This window comes from Herbiconiux sp. J20-20 (assembly GCF_057365085.1).
In genome coordinates this window covers 2,567,799-2,589,726 of record NZ_CP195122.1, presented here as the reverse complement: position 1 = coordinate 2,589,726, position 21,928 = coordinate 2,567,799, and the positions used below count along the sequence as shown (strand labels likewise).

Below are 21,928 nucleotides of genomic sequence, written 5' to 3'. Positions count from 1 at the left end.
ACGCTCGAGGCATGCCCACCACGGAAGCCCGCCCGCAGTCGCTGCGTCGCCTCGCCTCGCCGATCGGCCGAATCGAACTGATCGGCGACGGCACCGCCGTCACCTCGCTCGCGATCGAGCGCGACGGCGCCCTCCCCCACGATGAGCTTCCCGAGTCGAGCGACGCCGTCCTCGATCGCGCGGCGGCGCAGCTCGCCGAGTACTTCACCGGTGCGCGCCGCTCGTTCGACGTCCCGGTATCGCTCTCCGGCACGGCGTTCCAGCGCGCCGTGTGGGAGCAACTGGTCGCTCTCGACTGGGGCGAGGTCGTCTCCTACGGCGAGCTCGGCCGCGCGACCGGGCGGGCCACCGCGGGTCGCGCTGTCGGCGGGGCGGTCGGCGCCAACCCGGTGCCGATCATCGTTCCGTGCCATCGAGTGCTCGGTGAGAACGGGCGCATCACCGGCTACAGCGGCGGCGAGGGCGTGCCCACCAAGGCATGGCTGCTCGAGCACGAGGGCATCCCGCACTCGCTGCCGCGCAGCGGTGCCGCGTGACGAGCCTCGTCGCGGGGGCGGACGGCCGGTCGCGCTGCGCCTGGGTCGGCACCGACACCGAATACATCCGGTATCACGACGAGGAATGGGGCGTCGCGCTGCACGGCGACCGTCCGCTGTTCGAGAAGCTGAGCCTCGAAGGGTTCCAGGCGGGGCTGTCCTGGATCACGATCCTGCGTCGGCGCCCGACGTTCCGTGCCGCGTTCGGAGGCTTCGACATCCCGACCGTCGCGGCCTTCGACGTCGACGATGTGGAGCGGCTGATGGCCGATCCGGGCATCATCCGCAACCGCGCCAAGGTCGAGGCGACCATCTCCAACGCCCGGATCGTCGCCGAGCTCACCGAGCACGACCCCGGCGCTCTCGACCGGCTGATCTGGAGCTACGCGCCGGCGACGTCACCGCGACGCCTCACGCTCGCCGATGTTCCCGCGACGACCCCGGAGTCCATCGCGGCGAGCCGCGCGCTGAAGAAGCTCGGACTCCGCTTCGTCGGGCCGACCACGCTCTACGCCCTCATGCAGTCGGCAGGCCTCGTCGACGATCACGTCGACGGCTGCTGGCGTTCCGCGAACGGCTCCCTGGCGGGCTAGGCCGCCGCGCGGTGCTCGGCAATGAGCACCAGCTCGCCCGGGTTGCCGGAGTCGAGCCGCACGCCCGCATCGCGCGCCCAGTCCATCAGATCGGACTCATCCTGCGGCCACGCCGGGCTGGTCAGCAGGGCGCGGGCGAATTCGCCCTTTCCCGCTTTGTTGAAGTGGTTGAGGGCGCGACGGCGACCCTCGCCATCCTCGGTGACCACGCGCAGAAAGCGCGAACCCGCCGGCGCCGGGCCGAGCGCCGCGTACGCCTCGGAGCGGGCGTCCAGCACGAATCCGCCCGCCGCGCGCTCCTGGAGCGCCGCACCGGCGACCCCCGCCCAATGCCGCCGAAGCGTGAGACCGGGGAGACGCGAATCCGCCGACAGCCGGTACGCGGGGATCGCATCGAGCGCCCCGACCAGACCGAACAGCGCCGAGGCGATGGCGACGCTCTTCCCGGCGCGCACGCGGGCCTCGCCCGGCAGCGTCGCCGCGTCGAGCGCATCGAAGAGCACGCCGTCGAAGCGGTCGAGGGCGGGCATCGTCGCCGAGTCCTCGACCTCGCGATTGAGCTCGATGAGCGCGCCCTGCGTGGCGCCCAGCTTCAGCGCTCGGCGCGCCGCCTCCGGGTCCTCACAGAGCGAGCGCAGCGCCGCAAGGCTCTCCCGGCGCGCGCCCGTGAGGCTCGAGAAGCTCAACAGGTCGAGGTTGAGACGCGTCCCCGGAGTTCCCCCCGGGCGCTTGGTCTCGGACGGCGGCAGCAGAAGCAGCACGTCGATCAGCCCACGGCGAAGCGCAGCGCCTCGGCGACGTTCTCGTCCACCGGGCGCACCGAGTCGAGGCGCAGTCGCGGCACCTCGGCGCTCGGGCCGACCCAGGGCTCCCACTCGTCGAGGCTCTGCTCGACAGCGTGCCAGCTCGGCTCGGCCAGATGGGCGAGCTCGCGGCTGCGCGTCTCCAGGCGCTCGCGGTGCACCTCGGGATCCGAGCAGTACACCTCGATGAAGCGCGTGCGCCGCTCGCCGTGCCGCTCGGCCAGCCGCACCCACTGCAGGCGCGCCGGCTCGACCGCATTGACGGCGTCGATGATGACCCCCGCCGCGGGAGAGCTCAGCACCGAGTCGGCGATCTTCTCGGCGACCAGGTAGGCCGCAAGGCCCGTCGGCTGGCCGGCGTCGATTCCGGCCGACAGGATCGCGGACTCGATCGGATCGACCGACACCACCGCGAGCCCCAATTGGCGCCCCAGCTGCTCGGCGATGGTCGACTTCCCGGTTCCGGGAAGCCCCGCCATCACGATGAACATGTCACTGCCGTCCGGAACGGCGCATCCGGCGCTCCGAGGCCCTAGACGAGCTCGGCGGCGCCGGCGACGATCGTGACCGTGTCGTTCTGAACCGACAGGAAGCCGTCAGCAGCTCGCGCCGTGATCGTCGCCCCCTCGGTCGTCGTGACACGCACGTCGCCCTCGGCGAGCACGGCCAGAATCGGCTCGTGCCCGGCGAGGACGCCGATCTCGCCCTCGGTGGTGCGGGCGATGATCTGGGTCGCCTCACCCGTCCAGAGGGCGCGATCGGCCGAAACGACGCTGACGTTGAGCGGCATGTTAGCCGTTCTCCTTCTGGATCTTCGCCCAGTTGGCCTCGACGTCGGAGATGCCGCCGACGTTGAAGAAGGCCTGCTCGGCGACATGGTCGAAGTCACCGCGCACGATCGCGTCGAACGACTCGATCGTCTCCTTGAGCGGAACGGTCGACCCCTCGACACCGGTGAACTTCTTCGCCATGTAGGTGTTCTGCGAGAGGAACTGCTGGATGCGGCGGGCGCGCGAGACAGTGATCTTGTCTTCTTCGCTGAGCTCGTCGACACCGAGGATCGCGATGATCTCCTGGAGCTCCTTGTTCTTCTGCAGGATCGCCTTCACGCTCGTCGCGACGCGGTAGTGGTCCTCGCCCAAGTAGCGCGGGTCCATGATGCGGCTGGACGACGACAGCGGGTCGACGGCCGGGTACAGACCCTTCGACGCGATCTCACGGCTGAGCTCGGTCGTCGCGTCAAGGTGCGCGAAGGTCGTGGCCGGAGCCGGGTCGGTGTAGTCGTCGGCGGGAACGTAGATCGCCTGCAGCGAGGTGATCGAGTGACCACGCGTCGAGGTGATGCGCTCCTGGAGGATACCCATCTCGTCGGCGAGGTTCGGCTGGTAGCCGACCGCGCTCGGCATGCGGCCGAGCAGCGTCGAGACCTCGGAACCGGCCTGCGTGAAGCGGAAGATGTTGTCGATGAAGAGGAGCACGTCCTGCTTCTGAACGTCGCGGAAGTACTCCGCCATCGTCAGCGCCGACAGGGCGACGCGAAGACGCGTTCCCGGCGGCTCGTCCATCTGACCGAAGACAAGCGCCGTCTTGTCGAAGACGCCCGCCTCTTCCATCTCGTGGATGAGGTCGTTGCCCTCACGGGTGCGCTCACCGACACCGGCGAACACCGACACACCACCGTGGTCCTGCGCGACGCGCTGGATCATCTCCTGGATGAGGACGGTCTTGCCGACACCGGCACCGCCGAAGAGACCGATCTTGCCACCCTGCACGTACGGGGTGAGGAGGTCGATGACCTTGATGCCGGTCTCGAAGAGCTGCGTCTTCGACTCGAGCTGGTCGAATGCCGGGGGCTTGCGGTGGATCGGCCAGCGCTCGGTGATCTCGAGCTTCTCGCCGGGCTCGGCGTTCAGCACCTCACCCATGACGTTGAAGACCTTGCCCTTGGTGACGTCGCCGACGGGCACCGAGATCGGCGATCCGGTGTCGGTCACGGCCTGGCCGCGAACAACACCATCGGTCGGCTTGAGCGCGATCGCGCGCACCAGGTCGTCGCCGAGGTGCTGGGCGACCTCGAGGTTCAGCACCGTGGTCACACCATCGATGGTGATCTCCGTCTTCAGTGCGTTGTAGATCCCCGGGATCGCGTCGTGCGGGAACTCAATGTCAACGACCGGACCCGTCACTCGCGCGACGCGACCGACACCGGCGGGTGCGGCAGCCTTTGCGCTGGACTTCTTGGCGGTTGCAGTGGGAGGAGTCATCTCTTCTGTCTTCTCTCGTGGGGAATTACTTCGCCGAGCTCAGTGCGTCGGCGCCGCCGACGATCTCGGAGATCTGTTGGGTGATCTCGGCCTGACGCGCGTTGTTCGCCAGCCGGGTGTAGTCGCGGATGAGCTTGTCCGCATTGTCGGATGCGGACTTCATCGCCTTCTGCGTCGCCGCGTGCTTGCTGGCAGCGGATTGCAGGAGCGCGTTGAAGATGCGGCTCTCGATGTAGACGGGCAGCAGCGCGTCCAGGACGGTGTCGGCCTCGGGCTCGAACTCGTAGAGCGGGAGCACCTCGGTCTCGGGCTCTTCGACGCCTTCGACGACCTCGAGCGGAAGCAGACGCACGACCTCCGGCGTCTGGGTCAGCATCGAGACGAAGCGGTTGTACACGATGTGAATCTCGTCCACGCCACCCTCGGAGGACGGCTGCACGAACTTCTCCACGATCGCGGCGCCGATCTCCTGCGCGGTCGCGAACGTCGGGCTGTCCGTGTCGCCGATCCACTCGCGCTCGAAGGCGCGCTTGCGGAACTTGAAGTAGCCCACCGCGCGGCGGCCGACGACGTAGTAGACGACCTCCTTGCCCTGCTCGCGCAGGAGCGTGGTGAGCTCCTCGGCCTCGCGGAGCACGTTCGCGTTGAACGCGCCCGCCAGTCCGCGGTCGGAGGCGAACACGACGATGGCGGCGCGCTCGATCTTCTCCGGCTCGGTCGTGAGGACGTGGTCGACGTTCGAGTAGGTCGCCACGGCCGACACGGCGCGCGTCACGGCGCGCGCGTACGGTGCCGAGGCGGCCACCCGCTGCTGCGCCTTCTGAATGCGGCTGGCCGCAATCAGCTCCATGGCACGGGTGATCTTCTTGGTCGTCTGGGCAGAGCGGATCTTCTGCCGGTAGACCCGAAGTTGGGCTCCCATGTCGTTACTTCCTACTCGTCAGTGATGATCGTGCGAATCTCGTCGGCCAAAGCTCAGCGCTTCGACTTGACGATCTTCTCCTGGTTGACGTCCTCGACCTCGGTCGCCTCGAACTCCTCGTGACCGGGCGAGCTCAGCGTGCGGCCGTCACCGGTCTGGAAGCCGAGCGAGAACGCGTCGACCTCCTTCTCGAGGGTGGCCAGGGTGTCGTCGTCGAGCACGTTCGTCTCACGGAGCGTGTCGAGCACCTTGGTGTTGCGCTTGAGGTGGTCGAGCAGCTCGCTCTCGAAGCGGAGCACGTCCTCGACCGGAACCTTGTCGAGCTTGCCGTTGGTGCCCGCCCAGATCGAGACGACCTGCTCCTCCACCGGGTACGGCGAGTACTGCGGCTGACGCAGCAGCTCGGTCAGGCGCGCGCCGCGGTCGAGCTGACGACGGCTGGCCGCGTCCAGGTCGGAGGCGAACATCGCGAACGCCTCGAGCGAGCGGTACTGGGCGAGCTCGAGCTTCAGCGTTCCCGAGACCTTCTTGATGCTCTTCACCTGGGCGTCACCGCCGACTCGCGAGACCGAGATGCCGACGTCGACCGCCGGGCGCTGGTTCGAGTTGAACAGGTCCGACTGCAGGAAGATCTGGCCGTCGGTGATCGAGATCACGTTGGTCGGGATGTACGCCGAGACGTCGTTGGCCTTGGTCTCGATGATCGGCAGACCCGTCATCGAGCCGGCGCCGAGCTCGTCCGAGAGCTTCGCGCAGCGCTCGAGCAGACGCGAGTGCAGGTAGAAGACGTCACCCGGGTAGGCCTCACGCCCCGGCGGACGACGCAGCAGCAGCGACACGGCACGGTAGGCCTCGGCCTGCTTCGACAGGTCATCGAAGATGATCAGGACGTGCTTGCCGCCGTACATCCAGTGCTGGCCGATGGCCGAGCCGGTGTAGGGGGCGAGGTACTTGAAGCCCGCGGCGTCGGAGGCCGGAGCCGCGACGATCGTGGTGTACTCCATGGCACCGGCGTCCTCGAGCGCGCCCTTGACGGCGGCGATCGTGGAGCCCTTCTGGCCGATGGCGACGTAGATGCAGCGGACCTGCTTGTTGACGTCGCCCGACTCCCAGTTGGCCTTCTGGTTGATGATCGTGTCGATCGCGATCGCCGTCTTGCCGGTCTGGCGGTCGCCGATGATGAGCTGACGCTGGCCGCGGCCGATCGGGATCATGGCGTCGATCGCCTTGATGCCGGTCTGCATCGGCTCGTGAACGCTCTTGCGCTGCATGACGCCGGGCGCCTGCAGCTCGAGGGCGCGGCGACCCTCGGCCTTGATGTCGCCGAGGCCGTCGATCGGGGCGCCGAGCGGGTCGACGACGCGACCGAGGAACGCGTCACCGACGGGCACCGAGAGGACCTCACCCGTGCGGGTGACCTCCATGCCCTCGACGATGCCGGTGAACTCACCGAGCACGATGACACCGATCTCGCTCTCGTCGAGGTTCAGCGCGAGGCCGAGCGTGCCGTCCGCGAAGCGGAGGAGCTCGTTCGCCATCGCGCCGGGAAGGCCCTCGACGTGCGCGATGCCATCGCCCGCGTCGATGACCGTTCCGACCTCGGTCGTGGCCGATGCGGTCGGCTGGTATCCCGCGACGAAATCTTTGAGCGCGTCGCGGATCTCATCGGGGCTGATGGTGATGTCTGCCATGTGAATGCCTATTCGTGTGAGTGGGCTAGTGCCGCTGTATCTGGGCCGGGTCAGCCGGCAAGCTGGAGTCGGAGGTCCGCGAGGCGGGACGCGATGGTGCCGTCGACGACTTCGTCGCCGACCTGCACGCGGAGTCCGCCGAGGATGCGGTCGTCGATAACGACGTTGAGGATCGGCGTGCGCTCGTAGCGAGCCGTGAGGGTCTGCACGAGCTTCTTCTCGTGCGTCGCGCTGAGCGGTGCGGCCGACGTGACCGTGGCGACGATGCGACCGTTCGCATCGGCGACGAGGTCGGCGGCCGAGCGCAGCAGTTCGCCGATGCGGCGACCACGCGGGCTCTGCACGAGGTGACGCACGATCGCGGCGGTGGCGGCGCTGATCGACGAACCGAGCAGCCGGTCGACGAGCGCCGCCTTCTGCGCGGTGTCGCCGAGCGTGCTGCCGATCGCGAGCTCGAGCTCGGCGTCGCTCGCGACGGCACGCTCGACCTCGAAGAGCTCGCGCTCGATCTGGGCCTTGACGCCCGCCGACTGGGCGATCGCCCGGATGCCGATCTCTTCGATGCCGTCCAGGAACTCGCCGCGGGTCGACCACCGCGCGCTCGCCAGGTCCGACAGGAGCGCCGACGCGGTGGCGTCGAGAGCTCCGAAGATCGACGTGATCAGGGCCGACTTCTCGGACGCCTCGATCGCCGGGTCGGCGAGGACCGCGCGCAGCTGCGCGGAGCCTTCGATCGCCCGACCGGCGGAGAGCAGCTGCTCTCCGCTCGCGAGGGTGACGCCCTTGCGCGCGGCGAGGTCCTGCTTCGCCGCCGCGAGGGCGGTCCGAGTCGCCGAGCCCATTACTTGCTCGCCTTCTCGAGGTCAGCCAGGAAGCGGTCGACGACGCCGGCCGACTTCTTGTCGTCGCTGAGGTTCTCGCCGATCACGCCGGACGCGAGGTCCAGCGCGAGCGAGCCGACCTCGGCCCGCAGCGAGACGAGAGCCGCCTGGCGCTCGGCCTCGATCTGCACCTGCGCGTTCGCGGTGATGCGCGCGGCTTCGGCGCTGGCCTGCTCCTTGAGCTCGGCGAGGATCTGCGCGCCTTCGGCACGCGCCTTGTCGCGGATCTGCGCGGCCTCGGCACGCGCCTCGGCGAGCTGAGCGTTGTACTCGTCGAGCGCGGCCGAGGCGCTGGCCTGGGCCTCCTCGGCGCGCTTGATGCCGCCCTCGATCGCGTCCTTGCGCTCGTCGAGCGTCTTGTTGACTGCCGGCAGCACCTTCCAGAAGAAGAATGCGAGCAGGACAACGAAGACGACGAGCGACCAGAAGACGTCGTAGAACTCCGGGAAGAGGAGCGAGAACTCGGTCTCGGTTTCCTCTTCGGCGGCCAGGAATGCGTTCAGCATTCCGCCTCCTTAGGTTTCGGGGTGACTACGGGAACGGGATGAAGCCGACGGCGATCGCGACGAAGGCGAGCGCCTCGGTGAACGCGATGCCGAGGAACATCAGACCGGTCAGACGGCCCTGAAGCTCGGGCTGACGCGCAACCGACTCGACGGTCTTGCCGACGACGATGCCGACGCCGATGGCCGGGCCGATGGTCGCGACGCCGAAGGCGAGCGGGGCGATGTGACCAGTGACTTCAGCGAGGTTCACGGTTTTTCCTTTCGGTGGAGAGTGTTCGCGGCGGGCGCCGGAACGATTAGTGCTCGTCGGCCAGCGAGAGCTGGATGTAGACGGCGGCGAGGAAGGTGAAGACGTAGGCCTGGAGGACGGCGACGAGGATCTCGAACAGCGTGAAGATGAAGCCGAACGCGAGGGTGCCGATGCCGAGGAAGCCGAGCAGGTTTCCTTCGGCCAGAACGGTGAAGAAGAAGAAGTGCGTCGCCGAGAAGCAGAGCACCAGCAGCATGTGGCCGGCGACCATGTTCATCAGGAGACGCAGGGTGAGCGTGACCGGGCGGAGGATGAAGGTCGAGAGGAACTCCATGATCGCCACGAGCGGCAGCACGATCGCGGGAACGCCCGCGGGGAACAGCGCGCTCTTGAAGAAGTTGAGCCCGTGCTTCTTGATGCCGGCGTAGATGAACATCACGTAGGCGATCACCGCGAGCACCAGCGGCAGGCCGATGACCGAGGATCCGGCGATGTTGAGTCCGGGGATGATGCCGGTGAGGTTCAGTCCGAGGATGAGGAAGAACATCGCCATCAGGATCGGCATGAAGCGCTTGCCGTCCTTCTCGCCGAGCGTCTCGATCACGATGTTCTGGCGCACGAAGCCGATCGCCATCTCGGTGACGACCTGGCCGCGACCGGGCACGACGCTCATCTTGCGGGTGCCGAGCCAGAAGAGCAGCATCAGCACGGCCACGACGAGCAGCCGGATGATCATGATCCGGTTCAGCTCGAAAGGAGTACCGGCGAAGAGAACCGCATCGGGGAAGAAATCCGCGAGGGTGGGACCGTGGAAACCACCGTCACCCGTTTCGTCATCTGTGGCGAACGGGAGGAGGGAGGCGAGGGCGGAAGCTAGCAGTGCTTTCTCCTGCTTCGGGGCGTGCGGTGACGCGGGCGAATTAGGGGGAAGGTTCGCTTCACCCTATCAACATTTTCGGGTGGTCAGGGACGCTCGTCGGGCAGATCGATGTCGCTCACGTACGGAACGCGCGAGCGCTGGAACGCGAGCACGTCGACGACGAGCGAGCCGAGCACGGCGACGATGACGCTGCCGAAGAACACGTACGGGTCCAGCCAGTCCTGGGTGCGGAGCCAGATCGCGGCGATCAGGAACACGACGAGCTTGAGAACCCAGGCGCCGAGGACCACGCCGAAGAAGAGCGGGCTCCCCGGATCCCCCGTCGTCAGGCGCGCGGCAAGCAGGATGCTCGCCGCCGTGACGCCCATGAAGAGCGCCGCCAGCGCGGCGCCGAGGATTCCGCCCCACAGCCCCGGCATGCCGAAGACGAGGTAGCCGACGACACCGCCGACGACCGCGACGGCGATCGCCAGGATGGCGCCATAGCGCAGGGCACGAGTCAGAATCGGGGCAACACTCATCAGGAGTCCTCTCGGTGGAGCCGACGATAGGCGTCGAGCGCCTCGGGGTCGTCGGCCGGGTCCTCGGGTGCATCGTCGGACGCCGCATCCAGCGGGTCGAAACGGTCGAGGGGGTCGGTATCGGGTCCGTCCTCCGCCAGCTGCGCCGCGGCCTCCAGGCGCTTGCGGCGACTGAGCGGCGCGAGCGTGACGATCGTGCAGATCGCCAGGGCCGCGAGGGTGAAGGCCAGCGGCCACCACCAGTCGGCGATCACCAGGAACAGGAAGCAGCCGACCGAGGCGGCGGCGGTCCAGCCGTACAGGATCAGCACGGCGTGGAAGTGCGAGTGCCCCATGTCGAGCAGACGGTGATGCAGGTGCTGGCGATCAGCCGAGAAGGGCGACTTGCCGGCGCGGAGCCGCCGGATCACGGCAAGACCGAAGTCGAGCAGCGGGATCACCAGGACGGCGAACGGCAGAAGGATCGGGATGAAGGCCGGCAGCAGCCCGCTCGCGCCGAGCAGCTGGTTGCTGTCGACGGCGCCCTGACCGGTGATCCGCGCCGGGTCGATCGTGCCGGTCACCGCGAGCGCCGAGGTGGCCATCAGCAGGCCCACGAGCATTGAGCCGGCGTCGCCCATGAACATCTTCGCCGGGTGCCAGTTCAGCGGCAGGAACCCCACGCACGCGCCGATCAGCACGGCGCTGACGAGCGAGGCGAGGTTGAAGTAGTCGCTCTGCTCGGTGGGCCCGTAGGTGATCACGTAGGTGTAGATGAAGAAGACGCCGTTGGCGATGATCGCCACACCCGCGACGAGTCCGTCGAGACCGTCGACGAAGTTGACCGCGTTCATCACCAGCACCACGGTGAAGACGCTGATCACCAGCGACATCGTCGGCGAGATGAGCGCGAGCGTTCCGCCGGGGATCGGGATCGCGCCGAGCTGGACTCCCTGCCAGGCGAGCACGAAGGCGGCGATGAACTGCCCGGCGAGCTTGGTCAGCCAGTCGAGATCCCAGACGTCGTCGGCGACGCCGAGCAGCACGATGATCGAGGCTGCCCCGATCACCGCGAGGATCTTGCCCGGCTCGTCGTAGACGAGCGAGAGGGGCGGCAGCAGCGCGCCGATTCCGAACGCGATCACGACGCCCGCGAACATCGCGATGCCGCCGAGTCGCGGGGTCGGCCTCGTGTGCACGTCGCGCTCGCGCACCTTCGGATACAGCCGATGCTTGAGGCTCAGTCGATAGATGACGATGGCGAGCACGAACGTGACGATCGCCGCGATCAGGGCGACCGCGACGTAGAAGATCATGCGCATCGTTCGGCCCCGACCACCCGAATGATCTCGGCGTCGGGGATGACCCCATGGCGGACGATGCGCAGCTTGCCGTCAGGGTGCTCGAGCGCCGTCGCGTCGACGATCGTCGACCCGGAGCGCGGGTCGGCGCTCGGATAGCTGGAGCCGACCGGTCCGGCGTCGAGGTAGACGGCGACGCGGTCCCCCAGCATGCGCTCCGCCTCCTCGGCGGTGGTGGCGGCCGGCTCGCCGGTCAGGTTGGCGCTGGACACCGCGAGCGGACCCGTCTCCGACAGCAGTTCGAGGGCGATCGGGTCGGCGGGCTGACGCAGCGCGACGGTTCCGCGCGTCTCTCCCAGATCCCAGTCAAGGCTCGCGCGCGCGCGAAGGATCACGGTGAGTCCCCCGGGCCAGAACTCCTCGACGAGTCGGCGGACCTCGGGCGGCACGACCTCGGCCAGCGCGTCAAGGGTCGGGATCCCCGGCACGAGCACGGGCGGCGGGGACGTGCGACCGCGCCCCTTCGCCTCCAGCAGTGCGTCGACGGCGTCCGGCGAGAAGGCGTTCGCCGCCACCCCATAGACGGTGTCAGTGGGGATGACGACGAGTTCGCCTCGCCCGAGCGCTGCCCGAGAAAGCCGCATCCCCGTGAGCAGTTCGGACGGGACCGAAGTGTCGTAGCGCGCCATGTCGGGTCCATGTTATCGGCGCGCGACCGAAGGCGAGGTGCGAGAGGATGGAAGAGCCATGACCCTTCTCTTTGTCTTCGACATGGACGACGTCCTCTACGACTACGACTGGCGACGCCGAATGGAGGGTCTCGTCGAGCTGACGGGCGTGCCCTTCGCGGAGCTGCGTCGACGCTGGTGGCACGACGAGGGCGAGTTCGCGGCCGAGGCCGGGGCCTTCCCCGATGCCGACAGCTACCATCGCGCCGCCCTCGCGGCCTTCGGCGCCGAGGTCAGCGTCGAGGACTGGATCACGAACCGCCGACGCGCGATGACCCCGTTCCCCGACTCCTTCGCCGCCGTGGCGCGAGCGCGCGAACTGGGCGCGGTGAGCCTGCTCACCAACAACGGGCCGCTCGTGCACGCGCACCTCGCCACGCTGGCGCACGAGCTCGTCGAGCTGTTCGAGCCGGAGGACCTGCGCACCTCGAGCTTCTACGGCGCACGCAAGCCCGACCCGCTGGTCTTCGAGCGGATGCTCGACAGCTACCGAGCCGACCCTGCCGACGTGTTCTTCGCCGACGATCTGCCCGAGAATGTCGCGAGCGCGGCGGGCCTCGGCATCACGGCGCACCGCTTCACGGATCCCGCCGGGCTGCGCGCGGCCATCGAGGACTTCGCCGCGTCGCGCGGCTGAACCTTTCCGCGCTAGCGGGTGGCGGTGGTCGCGCGATCGCGGCCGAGCAGGTCGCGGTGCGTCATCGCCATGCGCCAGCCGTCGGCCTCCAGCAGCGCACGCACGGCCGCGCCCTGCTGCTCGGCGTGCTCGAGCACGAGGCTGCCGCCGGGGCGAAGCCACCGGAGCGCACGGCGCGAGATGATCCGCACCAGGTCGAGCCCGTCCGCTCCCCCGAACAGCGCCATCTCCGGATCGTGCAGGCGCACCTCGGGGTCGCGCGGGATCGCCCCCTGCGGGATGTACGGCGGGTTCGAGACGACGACGTCGAACGCCTCCCCGGCATCGGGGAGCACATCGGCGAGGTCGCCGAAGATCAGCCGCAGGTTCTCACCCGCCAGCTCGCGAGCATTCTGCTTCGCCCAGATGAACGCAGCGGGCGAGGCCTCCACGGCGACGACGCCGGCGTGCGAGACCTCGGTCGCCAGGGAGATCGCGATCGCTCCGCTGCCCGTCCCGAGATCCAGAGCGCGAGGCTCGGGATGCGGCACCTCGAGAAGCGCGTCGATCGCGAGCTGCGCCGCGAGCTCGGTCTCCGGCCGCGGCACGAAGACACCCGGCCCGACGGCGAGCTCGAGGTGTCGGAACGGGGCGCGACCGGTGATGTGCTGCAGCGGCTCCCGGGCGGCCCGGCGCTCCACCGCCGTCGCGACCGCCAGATAGTCATCGAGTCCCAGTTCGGAACCGCCGATCGCGCGCGCCTGGACCTGACCGCGCGAGATCCCCATGACGTGCCCGATGAGCAGCTCGGCGTCGACCTCGGGGTGGGCGATTCCGGCGGCGGCGAGCGTGCCGACCGCCCATTCGCGCACGGCAGCCACGCGGCGCGCCGGCGCCGCCTCCGAGGTCGTCGCGGGATCGGTCATCGCCGGGATCGACACGATCAGGACTCGTCGCCGAGGGCGGCCAGTCGGGCCTCCTCGTCGGCGCGGATGCACGACTCGATCACCGGCTCGAGAGCCCCGTTGAGCACGGCGTCGAGGTTGTAGGCCTTGTAGCCGGTGCGGTGATCGGCGATCCGGTTCTCGGGGAAGTTGTAGGTGCGGATGCGCTCGGAGCGATCCATACCGCGGATCTGGCTGCGGCGCGCGTCGCTCGCGATCGCGTCGAGCTCCTCCTGCTGCTTCGCCAGCAGCCGTGCGCGCAGCACGCGCATGCCCGCTTCGCGGTTCTGCAGCTGGCTCTTCTCGTTCTGCATGCTCACGACGATGCCGGTCGGCACGTGCGTGATGCGCACCGCCGAGTCGGTCGTGTTGACGCTCTGGCCGCCGGGGCCGGACGAGCGGAACACGTCGATCTTGAGGTCGTTGGGGTTGATCTCGACCTCTTCGGGCTCGTCGACCTCGGGGAAGACGAGCACACCGGTGGTCGAGGTGTGGATGCGCCCCTGCGACTCGGTCGCCGGCACCCGCTGAACGCGGTGCACGCCGCCCTCGTACTTGAGGTGCGCCCAGACGCCCTGGGCCGGGTCGCTCGAGCTGCCCTTGATCGCGAGCTGCACATCCTTGTAGCCACCGAGATCGGACTCGGTGCGCTCCAGCAGCTCCGTCTTCCACCCCTTGCTCTCGGCGTAGTGCACATACATGCGCACCAGGTCCGCCGCGAACAGGGCCGACTCCTCGCCGCCCTCGCCGCCCTTGATCTCCATGATCACGTCGCGCCCGTCGTCGGGGTCGCGCGGGATCAGCAGTCGACGCAGCTTCTCGGCCGCGACCGGGAGCGCCTCTTCGAGCGCCGGGATCTCCTCGGCGAACGTCGCGTCCTCCGCCGCGAGCTCCCGCGCGGCATCGAGGTCGTCGCTCAGCTTCTGCCACTCCGAGTGCGCCGCGACGATCCGGCTCAGCTCGGCGTAGCGCCGGTTGACCTTCTTGGAGCGCGCCGGATCGGCGTGCAGCGCGGGGTCGGAGAGCTGCTGCTGCAGGTCCTCGTGCTCGGCGAGGAGCCCGGCGACGGACTCGAACACCGCTTACTCCTTGTGGCCGTTGGTGCCGTTCGGCAGCGACTTCTGGATCTGCACGAGGAACTCGGTGTTCGACTGCGTCTCCTTGAGCTTGCCCAGCACGACTTCGAGCTGCTGCTGCAGTTCGAGACCGGCCAGCGCGCGGCGCAGACGCCAGGTGATCTTGACCTCTTCGGCCGAGAGCAGCTCCTCTTCGCGGCGGGTGCTCGACGCGTAGATGTCGACCGCCGGGAAGATGCGCTTGTCGGCGAGCTGACGCGAGAGGCGCAGCTCCATGTTTCCGGTGCCCTTGAACTCCTCGAAGATCACCTCGTCCATCTTGGATCCGGTCTCGACGAGCGCCGTCGCGAGGATGGTGAGCGAGCCGCCGCCCTCGATGTTGCGCGCCGCGCCGAAGAAGCGCTTCGGCGGGTAGAGCGCGCTCGCGTCGACGCCACCGGAGAGGATGCGTCCGGAGGCCGGCGCGGCCAGGTTGTAGGCGCGGCCGAGTCGCGTGATCGAATCGAGCAGCACGACCACGTCGTTGCCGAGCTCCACCAGGCGCTTGGCGCGCTCGATGGCGAGCTCGGCGACGGTGGTGTGGTCCTCCGCGGGGCGGTCGAAGGTCGAGGCGATGACCTCGCCCTTGACCGAGCGCTGCATGTCGGTGACCTCTTCGGGGCGCTCGTCGACGAGCACGACCATGATGTGCACCTCGGGGTTGTTCACCGCGATGGCCTTGGCGATCGCCTGCAGGATCAGCGTCTTGCCCGCCTTCGGCGGAGCCACGATGAGACCGCGCTGGCCCTTGCCGATCGGCGCGATCAGGTCGATGATCCGCGTCGAGAGCTTCTCGGGCGTGGTCTCGAGGCGCAGGCGCTCGTTCGGGTAGATCGGCGTCAGCTTGCCGAACTCGACGCGGTCGCCCGCGGAGTCGACGGTGAGGCCGTTGATCGAGTCGATCTTGACGATCGCGTTGTACTTCTGGCGCCCGCCCTGCTGGTCGCCTTCGCGCGGCTGGCGGATGGCGCCGACCACGGCGTCGCCCTTGCGCAGGTTGTACTTCTTGACCTGGCCGAGCGAGACGTAGACGTCGTTCGGGCCGGGCAGGTAGCCGGTCGTGCGGACGAAGGCGTAGTTGTCGAGCACGTCGAGGATGCCGGCGACCGGGATGAGCACGTCATCGTCGCTGATCTCGGGCTCGTCGATGTCGTTCTGACCGCCGCGCCCGCGCTTGCGGTCGCGGTAGCGGCCCCGGCCACGGCCTTCGCCGTCGGCCTGCGCGCCGCCCTGGTTGCCCTGGTTGCCCTGCTGGCCGCCCTTGCCGCCCTCGTTCGAGTCGCTGCTGCCGCCCTCGGAGGCGTTGTCGCCACCCTGGCGGTTGCCGCCGGAGCGGTTGCGGCCCCGACCGCGGCCGCGGTTGGACGAACCGCTCTCGCCGTTGTCGGCGGACTCGGTCGATCCCGACTCCTTGTCGGCGGAGCCGGCGGTCTTCGCGTCGTCCGATTCGGCGGAGTCGGCGGACTGCTTGGCGGAGGCCCCCTTCGACGAGGCGCGGCGGGCTCCGTTCTTCTCGGCGCTGCCGTAGGTCTTCTCGGGCAGGAGCTTCTCGAGCTCGACACCGAGCTCAGCGGCCGCGACGTGGCCACCGGTGGCGCGCACCGGCTCGGTCGAGGCCTTCGGCGCGAGCTCGGCGGCGAGGCTGGCAGCCTCGGCGCTCGACGCGGAGGCGCGACGCGACCCGCGGCGTGCGGGCGCGGTCTTGGCTGCCGGAGCGTCGGCGGCCGGAGCGGCCTCGTCGCTCGGCGCGACGGCCGGAGCAGCCGCGTCGGCGGTGGCCGGAGCGGCGTCCGAGGCGGCGGGCGCCGCAGCGCCGGTCTCGGCGGCGGTGCCGTCCTGGTTGTCAGCGAGGATGTCCACGAGTTCTCCCTTTCGGAGCTTGGCCGCACCGGTGATCCCCCGTTCGGCCGCGAGAGCCTGGAGTTCGGGGAGGCGCTTGAGCGCGAGCTCAGCGCGGGCATCCGCGGCAGGGGCGGAGGCGTTGACGTCAGTCACAGTGCAGGGTTCCTTTCGGCCCGGGCACAGAACATCCCGGGGTTCAGCGCCGTCGGCTGCGGAGTCGGATGCACGAATAATGCGGAAACCGCGGTCGGCGAGTGCCGGTGAGATCGCACCCTGTCGCGGGTTCGCGTCGCTGAGCTCTAGGCCACAGCTTCGATCGGGTGCGAGACCACTGTAGCACCACGGAAGTCGACCGCGAGCACCAGGCAGTCCCAGGCCGTCGTGGCGTTCTTCTCGATGAGCTCCGTGGCCAGCAGGCGCTGGGCGGGATCGCTGCCGAGCACCAGGATCGACGGGCCCGCACCGGAGACGACCGCGGCGAGGCCTTCGGCCCGCAGCATGCGGATGAGGGCATCCGTCTCGGGCATGGCGCTCGCCCGGTAGCTCTGGTGCAGCTTGTCCTCCGTCGCCTCGAGCAGCAGCTCGGGGCTCTGGATGAGCGCTGCGATCAGCAGAGCGGAGCGCGAGACGTTGAAGATCGCGTCCTCGTGCGGCACCGAGACGGGCTGAAGACTGCGCGCGAGCGCCGTCGACATCGTCGTCTCGTTGGGCACCGCCACCAGCGGCGAGACGCCGCGGTGCACGATGAGCTTCTTGTGCCGCGGGCCCTCCGGGGTCATCCAGGCGATCGTGAGACCGCCGAACAGCGCGGGGGCGACGTTGTCGGGGTGACCTTCGAGCTCGGTCGCGAGCGCCAGCAGCTGCTGCGAGTCGAACTCGACGACGCCCTCGAGCAGCCCCTTGGCCGCCATGATCCCGGAGACGATCGCGGCCCCGCTGGAGCCCATCCCCCGACCGTGCGGGATCGCGTTGCGCGCCACCAGGTCGAGGCCGGGCAGCTTCTGCCCGACGGAGGCGAAGGCGTGCGCGATCGACCGGACGACGAGGTTCGACTCGTCGGTCGGAACCTCGCCGGCGCCCACGCCCTCGACGCGCACGCGCGCACCGGGTTCGGCGCTCGCGGTCACCTCGAGCTCGTCGTACACCGACAGGGCGAGCCCCAGGGTGTCGAAGCCGGGTCCGAGGTTCGCGGTGGTCGCCGGAACCTTCACCGTGACGGTCCGCCCGACGAGCGAGGCCGGGGCCGCGGTCACGATGACGCCGTATCGGTGGAGTTCTTGGCCAGGCCGAGCACCTCGGCGATGCTCGCGGTGTCGACCGGGACGCTCGTCGGCTGGATCTCGGCGCCGTCCGGCGTGCGCAGGGCCCACTGCGGGTCCTTCAGGCCGTGTCCGGTGACCGTCAGCACGACGGTCGCGTCCTTCGGCACGGCGCCGGCCGCGGCGCGCTCCAGAAGGCCGGCGACGCTGATCGCCGAGGCGGGCTCGACGAAGACGCCGACCTCGGCCGACAGGATGCGGTGGGCTTCGAGGATCGTGTCGTCGTCGATCGCCCCGAAGTAGCCGTTCGTCAGATCGCGCGCCTCGAGCGCAAGCTCCCACGACGCCGGGTTGCCGATGCGGATCGCGCTCGCGATCGTCTCGGGGTGCTTGACGACCTCGCCGCGCACGATCGGGGCGCTGCCAGCGGCCTGGAAGCCGAACATCCGCGGTAGCTTCGTCGTGGCGCCGCGCTCGACCTCTTCGCGGTAGCCGCGCGTGTACGCGGTGTAGTTGCCGGCGTTGCCGACCGGGATGAAGTGGAAGTCGGGTGCGTCGCCGAGCACCTCGACGACCTCGAACGCGGCCGTCTTCTGGCCTTCGATGCGGTCGTTGTTGACCGAGTTCACGAGGTGCACCGGGTAGTTGGCGGCCAGTTCGCGGGCGATGTCGAGGCAGTCGTCGAAGTTGCCCTGCACCTGCAGCAGCTCGGCGCCGTGCGCGATCGCCTGAGCGAGCTTGCCCATCGCGATCTTGCCTTCGGGCACGAGCACGGCGGCGGTGATGCCCGCGTGGGTCGCGAACGCCGCGGCCGAGGCCGAGGTGTTGCCGGTCGAGGCGCAGATGACGGCCTTCGCACCGTGCTCGACGGCCTTCGACACCGCCATGGTCATCCCGCGGTCCTTGAACGACCCGGTGGGGTTCATGCCCTCGAACTTGACCCAGACGCGCGCGCCGGTGCGCGCCGACAGCGCGGGGGCCGGGATGAGCGGGGTTCCGCCCTCACCGAGCGTGATGATCGGCGTCGCGTCCGTCACATCGAGACGATCGCGGTACTCGTGCAGCACTCCGCGCCACTGTGCCATGTCTTTACAGTCCCTCTACTCGCAGAACGCTCGTCACCTCGGCGACGACCTCGCTCGCCTCCAGAGCGGCGACGGTGTCGGCCAGTGCGGCCTCGGTGGCCTCGTGCGTCCCGATGACCAGGGTAGCGGTCGGCGCCGGGGCCTCCTCGCCAGCCTCGTGACCGTGCTCGGGCTCGGTGGCGACCGACTGCTGCACGGCCTCGACCGAGACCTCGTGCGTGCTGAACACCGTGGCGATCTCGGCGAGCACGCCCGGGCGGTCGAGCACCTGCAGCGTGATCTGGTAGCGGGTCGTGACGCTGGCGATCGGCAGCACGGCCAGGTTGGCGTGCGTCGACTCGGCCACCCCGGGGCCGCCGATGACGTGGCGACGGGCCGCCGAGACGACGTCACCGAGGACGGCCGAGGCGGTCTGGATGCCGCCGGCGCCGGCGCCGTAGAACATCAGGCTGCCGGCGGCCTCGGCTTCGAGAAAGACCGCGTTGTTCGCGCCGTGCACGGCCGCGAGCGGGTGCGTGGCGGGGATGAGCGCGGGATGCACGCGAGCGCTCACGCCCTCGACGCCGGTCTCGGGGTCGACGAGCCGCTCGCACACCGCGAGCAGCTTCACGACGAACCCGGACTTCTTCGCAGCCACCACCTGATCGCGTGTGACGCCGAGAATGCCCTCGCGGTGCACGGCGTCCAGCGGGACGGTGGTGTGGAAGGCGAGGCTCGCCAGGATCGCGGCCTTCTGCGCGGCGTCGTAGCCTTCGACGTCCGCCGTGGGGTCCGCCTCCGCGTAGCCGAGCTCCTGCGCCGTGGTGAGCGCCTCGTCGAGGCTCGACCCCTCGGTGTCCATGCGGTCGAGGATGTAGTTGGTGGTGCCGTTGACGATGCCGAGGATGCGGTGCACGCGGTCACCGGCGAGGCTGTCGCGCAGCGGACGGATGATCGGGATCGCTCCGCCGACCGCGGCCTCGTAGTACAGCTGGGCGCCGACCTGGCTGGCCAGCTCGAACAGCTCGGGACCGTGCGTGGCCAGGAGCGCCTTGTTCGCGGTGATGACGTCGGCACCCGAGGTGAGTGCGAGCGTCAGGTACTCGCGGGCGGGTTCGAGCCCGCCGATCAGCTCGACGACGATGTCGGCGCCGAGGATCAGCGAATGAGCGTCCGTGGTGAGGAGGTGGCGCGGGATGTCGATGTCGCGCGGCGCATCGAGGTCGCGCACGGCGACGCCGACCAGCTCGAGGCCGGCACCGACGCGGGCCGCGAGCTCGTCACCATGCTCCAGCAGAAGACTCGCGACCTGGGAGCCGACCGAGCCGGCGCCGAGGAGGGCGATTCGAAGGTTGCGGTATTCCATCATGCGCGGACTGCTCCCTGGGGTTGCGCGCCGAGATCACGGCGGAGAAGGTCGTCCTCGGTCTCGCGACGCACGAGCAGGCGCGCACGCCCGTCGCGCACCGCGACGACCGCGGGTCGGGTGAGGTAGTTGTAGTTGCTCGCGAGAGAGAAGCAGTAGGCGCCGGTCGCCGGGACGGCGAGCAGATCCTCCGGGGCGACGTCACCGGGAAGGTAGTCGGCGCGCACCACGATGTCGCCGGACTCGCAGTGCTTGCCGGCCACGCGCACCAGCGCGGGCTCCGCCGATGAGGCGCGATTGGCGATCCGCACCGTGTAGTCGGCCTCGTACAGCGCGGGGCGCGCGTTGTCGCTCATCCCGCCGTCGACGCTCACATACAGACGGGTCGCGCTCCCCCCGTCATCGAGGGTGACCTCGACGGGCTTCGTGGTGCCGACCTCGTAGAGCGTGATGCCGGGGGTGCCGATGATGGCGCGGCCGGGCTCGATGGCCAGGTCCGGGACGGGGATGCCGCGCGCCGCGCACTCCGCCGCGATGACGCGCGCGAAGTCGGCCGCGATCTCCTCGATCGGGGTGACGCGATCGACGCTCGTGTAGGCGATGCCGAAGCCGCCGCCGAGGTTGAGCTCGGGAACCGGGCCCGTCTCGAGAAGCTCGGCGTGCACGGCCAGCAGCCGCCGCGCGGCCTCGGCGAAGCCGTCGGACTCGAAGATCTGCGAGCCGATGTGCGAGTGCAGGCCGAGGAACGCGAGACTCGCGTGCTGGCGGATGCGGGCGACCGTGTCGACCGCCTCCGCGAGCGGGATGCCGAACTTCTGGTCCTCGCGCGCCGTCGCCAGGTACTCGTGCGTCGAGGCGTGCACGCCCGAGTTGATGCGCAGCCGCACCGGCTGCACGCGCCCGGCGGCGTGCGCCGCCGCCGCGACCCGGTCGATCTCGACCAGGCTGTCGACGATGATCGTGCCGACGCCGACGCCGACGGCGCGGTCGATCTCGGCGAGGCTCTTGTTGTTGCCGTGAAAGCCGAGCTCGGCGGAGTCGACCCCGGCGGCGAGCGCGACCGCGAGCTCTCCGCCGCTGGCGACGTCGATCCGCAGACCCGCCTCCGTCATCCAACGGGCGACCTCGGTCGACAGGAACGCCTTGCCGGCGTAGTAGACGTGGACTGCCGCTCCGAGCGGCGCGAGTGCCGTCGTGAACGCGTCTCGCACGCGCATCGCGCGGTCCCGAGCGTCCTGCTCGTCGAAGACGTAGAGCGGCGTGCCGAACTCCGCGGCGAGCGCCGAGGCGCTCACGCCCGCGATTCGAAGCTCGCCGGTCTCGCCGCGGTCGGCGTGCGCAGGCCAGACCGCGGGAGCGAGCGCGTTCGCATCGACCGGTGGGCTGAGCCACTCGGGTGCCAGCGGATTTGAAGTCACAACCTGCCTCACGAGGACGTCGGAACGAAGGGTGAGGCGAGCGAACCCGGATTGGTCCCTGAAGCCGCCAGACAGTCTACCGGGGCGCGGGCCTGGCTCGAATCTCCGTTCCGAGATCAGCGGGGGCGCGACGAATAGGGTTGCATCATGGCCATCACGAGCCCCGCGATCGAGGCTCTTCGGCGTGCGCGTGTCACGTTCCGGCTCATGCCCACCGCCGACGCTCACGGCGAGGAGCCCACCAAGCAGACACAGGGTCTGATCAAGCCGTTCCGTCCGGTCGCCTGCTGCGCCGTGCACCGAGCGGAGCTCCCACCCGTGTTCGTGGTGCTGTCGCCTGAGCGCACGATATCTCGGCGCAAGGTCGCCGATGCCGTCGAGGGCACCATCACATCGATCAGGTCGCGGGAGCCGGGCAGCGTCGCGACGCAGTTGGGCGCCACGCGTCC

At 69.4% G+C, this 21,928-nt stretch carries 23 protein-coding genes; 3 read left to right on the top strand and 20 right to left on the bottom strand.

Features of this window, described 5'->3' with window-relative positions; all coding sequences use genetic code 11:
- Nucleotides 1-11 precede the first annotated feature (11 nt).
- Entirely contained in the window at nt 12-536 is a 525-nt protein-coding gene (locus ACR3ZA_RS12575; protein ID WP_473658860.1) for a methylated-DNA--[protein]-cysteine S-methyltransferase, read from the top strand.
- The gene (locus tag ACR3ZA_RS12570; protein WP_473658859.1) at nt 533-1,129 is read left to right on the top strand and encodes a DNA-3-methyladenine glycosylase I; all 597 of its coding nucleotides are present in this window, start codon (nt 533-535) and stop codon (nt 1,127-1,129) included. Before ACR3ZA_RS12575 ends, ACR3ZA_RS12570 begins: the two co-directional genes overlap by 4 nt.
- Here ACR3ZA_RS12570 and ACR3ZA_RS12565 read toward each other — a convergent pair.
- The 13 genes from ACR3ZA_RS12565 to ACR3ZA_RS12505 all read right to left on the bottom strand — a co-directional run bounded on the left by ACR3ZA_RS12565 (nt 1,126) and on the right by ACR3ZA_RS12505 (nt 11,816).
- Nucleotides 1,126-1,890, bottom strand: a complete 765-nt coding sequence (locus ACR3ZA_RS12565; RefSeq protein WP_486179536.1) for a YaaA family protein — start codon at nt 1,888-1,890, stop codon at nt 1,126-1,128. The two genes, ACR3ZA_RS12570 and ACR3ZA_RS12565, sit on opposite strands and share 4 nt — an antisense overlap.
- Before the next feature lie 5 nt (nt 1,891-1,895).
- The gene (locus tag ACR3ZA_RS12560; RefSeq protein WP_473658855.1) at nt 1,896-2,423 is read right to left on the bottom strand and encodes an AAA family ATPase; all 528 of its coding nucleotides are present in this window, start codon (nt 2,421-2,423) and stop codon (nt 1,896-1,898) included.
- Nucleotides 2,424-2,464: 41 nt separating this feature from the next.
- Nucleotides 2,465-2,722 (bottom strand): F0F1 ATP synthase subunit epsilon, encoded by a 258-nt coding sequence (locus ACR3ZA_RS12555; protein WP_473658853.1) that lies wholly within the window; start codon nt 2,720-2,722, stop codon nt 2,465-2,467.
- Between the two features lies 1 nt (nt 2,723).
- Nucleotides 2,724-4,196, bottom strand: coding sequence for a F0F1 ATP synthase subunit beta (atpD, locus tag ACR3ZA_RS12550; RefSeq protein WP_473658850.1), 1,473 nt, complete (start codon nt 4,194-4,196; stop codon nt 2,724-2,726).
- Between the two features lie 25 nt (nt 4,197-4,221).
- Nucleotides 4,222-5,118, bottom strand: a complete 897-nt coding sequence (locus tag ACR3ZA_RS12545) for a F0F1 ATP synthase subunit gamma (RefSeq protein WP_473658848.1) — start codon at nt 5,116-5,118, stop codon at nt 4,222-4,224.
- Between the two features lie 53 nt (nt 5,119-5,171).
- Nucleotides 5,172-6,809: a F0F1 ATP synthase subunit alpha gene (gene atpA / locus ACR3ZA_RS12540; RefSeq protein ID WP_473658846.1), complete on the bottom strand. Its 1,638-nt coding sequence runs from the start codon at nt 6,807-6,809 to the stop codon at nt 5,172-5,174.
- 50 nt (nt 6,810-6,859) lie between these two features.
- Entirely contained in the window at nt 6,860-7,651 is a 792-nt protein-coding gene (locus ACR3ZA_RS12535) for a F0F1 ATP synthase subunit delta (RefSeq protein ID WP_473658844.1), read from the bottom strand.
- On the bottom strand, nt 7,651-8,196 hold the full coding sequence (locus tag ACR3ZA_RS12530; protein ID WP_473556007.1) for a F0F1 ATP synthase subunit B: 546 nt from the start codon (nt 8,194-8,196) through the stop codon (nt 7,651-7,653). Before ACR3ZA_RS12530 ends, ACR3ZA_RS12535 begins: the two co-directional genes overlap by 1 nt.
- A gap of 25 nt (nt 8,197-8,221) precedes the next feature.
- Nucleotides 8,222-8,446: an ATP synthase F0 subunit C gene (gene atpE / locus ACR3ZA_RS12525; protein ID WP_473556003.1), complete on the bottom strand. Its 225-nt coding sequence runs from the start codon at nt 8,444-8,446 to the stop codon at nt 8,222-8,224.
- 46 nt (nt 8,447-8,492) lie between these two features.
- Nucleotides 8,493-9,182: a F0F1 ATP synthase subunit A gene (gene atpB, locus ACR3ZA_RS12520; protein WP_486179535.1), complete on the bottom strand. Its 690-nt coding sequence runs from the start codon at nt 9,180-9,182 to the stop codon at nt 8,493-8,495.
- Between the two features lie 227 nt (nt 9,183-9,409).
- Nucleotides 9,410-9,847: a Cg1360 family ATP-synthase-associated protein gene (locus ACR3ZA_RS12515; RefSeq protein WP_473658842.1), complete on the bottom strand. Its 438-nt coding sequence runs from the start codon at nt 9,845-9,847 to the stop codon at nt 9,410-9,412.
- A complete protein-coding gene (locus tag ACR3ZA_RS12510) occupies nt 9,847-11,142 on the bottom strand; it encodes an MraY family glycosyltransferase (protein WP_473658840.1) in 1,296 nt (431 codons plus the stop codon). The genes ACR3ZA_RS12515 and ACR3ZA_RS12510 overlap by 1 nt, the downstream gene beginning before the upstream one ends.
- Complete coding sequence (locus ACR3ZA_RS12505) at nt 11,139-11,816, bottom strand: L-threonylcarbamoyladenylate synthase (RefSeq protein WP_473658838.1); 678 nt, start codon at nt 11,814-11,816, stop codon at nt 11,139-11,141. The genes ACR3ZA_RS12510 and ACR3ZA_RS12505 overlap by 4 nt, the downstream gene beginning before the upstream one ends.
- A gap of 58 nt (nt 11,817-11,874) precedes the next feature.
- On the opposite strand from ACR3ZA_RS12505, the gene ACR3ZA_RS12500 reads away from it, so the two are divergent.
- A complete protein-coding gene (locus tag ACR3ZA_RS12500; protein WP_473658836.1) occupies nt 11,875-12,492 on the top strand; it encodes an HAD family hydrolase in 618 nt (205 codons plus the stop codon).
- Nucleotides 12,493-12,503: 11 nt separating this feature from the next.
- Here ACR3ZA_RS12500 and prmC read toward each other — a convergent pair whose 3' ends face one another.
- The 7 genes from prmC to lysA form a co-directional block, all read right to left on the bottom strand.
- Entirely contained in the window at nt 12,504-13,397 is an 894-nt protein-coding gene (gene prmC, locus ACR3ZA_RS12495) for a peptide chain release factor N(5)-glutamine methyltransferase (protein ID WP_473658834.1), read from the bottom strand.
- A 17-nt stretch (nt 13,398-13,414) separates the two neighbouring features.
- A complete protein-coding gene (prfA, locus tag ACR3ZA_RS12490) occupies nt 13,415-14,494 on the bottom strand; it encodes a peptide chain release factor 1 (protein WP_473658832.1) in 1,080 nt (359 codons plus the stop codon).
- 3 nt (nt 14,495-14,497) lie between these two features.
- Entirely contained in the window at nt 14,498-16,525 is a 2,028-nt protein-coding gene (gene rho, locus ACR3ZA_RS12485) for a transcription termination factor Rho (RefSeq protein ID WP_473658830.1), read from the bottom strand.
- Between the two features lie 146 nt (nt 16,526-16,671).
- Nucleotides 16,672-17,628 (bottom strand): homoserine kinase, encoded by a 957-nt coding sequence (gene thrB / locus ACR3ZA_RS12480; RefSeq protein ID WP_473662249.1) that lies wholly within the window; start codon nt 17,626-17,628, stop codon nt 16,672-16,674.
- A complete protein-coding gene (gene thrC, locus ACR3ZA_RS12475) occupies nt 17,622-18,716 on the bottom strand; it encodes a threonine synthase (RefSeq protein WP_473658828.1) in 1,095 nt (364 codons plus the stop codon). The genes thrB and thrC overlap by 7 nt, the downstream gene beginning before the upstream one ends.
- A 4-nt stretch (nt 18,717-18,720) precedes the next feature.
- Nucleotides 18,721-20,064, bottom strand: coding sequence for a homoserine dehydrogenase (locus ACR3ZA_RS12470; RefSeq protein WP_473658826.1), 1,344 nt, complete (start codon nt 20,062-20,064; stop codon nt 18,721-18,723).
- Nucleotides 20,061-21,479 (bottom strand): diaminopimelate decarboxylase, encoded by a 1,419-nt coding sequence (lysA, locus tag ACR3ZA_RS12465; RefSeq protein WP_473658824.1) that lies wholly within the window; start codon nt 21,477-21,479, stop codon nt 20,061-20,063. The genes ACR3ZA_RS12470 and lysA overlap by 4 nt, the downstream gene beginning before the upstream one ends.
- Nucleotides 21,480-21,928: the final 449 nt, after the last annotated feature.

Bases quoted from the DNA above. Each gene is read 5' to 3' on its own strand.
- ACR3ZA_RS12575 (WP_473658860.1), top strand. From the start codon at position 12: ATGCCCACCACGGAAGCCCGCCCGCAGTCGCTGCGTCGCCTCGCCTCG.
- ACR3ZA_RS12560 (WP_473658855.1), bottom strand. From the start codon at position 2,423: ATGTTCATCGTGATGGCGGGGCTTCCCGGAACCGGGAAGTCGACCATC.
- ACR3ZA_RS12555 (WP_473658853.1), bottom strand. From the start codon at position 2,722: ATGCCGCTCAACGTCAGCGTCGTTTCGGCCGATCGCGCCCTCTGGACG.
- atpD (WP_473658850.1), bottom strand. From the start codon at position 4,196: ATGACTCCTCCCACTGCAACCGCCAAGAAGTCCAGCGCAAAGGCTGCC.
- ACR3ZA_RS12545 (WP_473658848.1), bottom strand. From the start codon at position 5,118: ATGGGAGCCCAACTTCGGGTCTACCGGCAGAAGATCCGCTCTGCCCAG.
- atpA (WP_473658846.1), bottom strand. From the start codon at position 6,809: ATGGCAGACATCACCATCAGCCCCGATGAGATCCGCGACGCGCTCAAA.
- ACR3ZA_RS12535 (WP_473658844.1), bottom strand. From the start codon at position 7,651: ATGGGCTCGGCGACTCGGACCGCCCTCGCGGCGGCGAAGCAGGACCTC.
- ACR3ZA_RS12530 (WP_473556007.1), bottom strand. From the start codon at position 8,196: ATGCTGAACGCATTCCTGGCCGCCGAAGAGGAAACCGAGACCGAGTTC.
- atpB (WP_486179535.1), bottom strand. From the start codon at position 9,182: ATGATCATCCGGCTGCTCGTCGTGGCCGTGCTGATGCTGCTCTTCTGG.
- ACR3ZA_RS12515 (WP_473658842.1), bottom strand. From the start codon at position 9,847: ATGAGTGTTGCCCCGATTCTGACTCGTGCCCTGCGCTATGGCGCCATC.
- ACR3ZA_RS12510 (WP_473658840.1), bottom strand. From the start codon at position 11,142: ATGATCTTCTACGTCGCGGTCGCCCTGATCGCGGCGATCGTCACGTTC.
- ACR3ZA_RS12505 (WP_473658838.1), bottom strand. From the start codon at position 11,816: ATGGCGCGCTACGACACTTCGGTCCCGTCCGAACTGCTCACGGGGATG.
- ACR3ZA_RS12500 (WP_473658836.1), top strand. From the start codon at position 11,875: ATGACCCTTCTCTTTGTCTTCGACATGGACGACGTCCTCTACGACTAC.
- prmC (WP_473658834.1), bottom strand. From the start codon at position 13,397: ATGACCGATCCCGCGACGACCTCGGAGGCGGCGCCGGCGCGCCGCGTG.
- thrC (WP_473658828.1), bottom strand. From the start codon at position 18,716: ATGGCACAGTGGCGCGGAGTGCTGCACGAGTACCGCGATCGTCTCGAT.
- ACR3ZA_RS12470 (WP_473658826.1), bottom strand. From the start codon at position 20,064: ATGATGGAATACCGCAACCTTCGAATCGCCCTCCTCGGCGCCGGCTCG.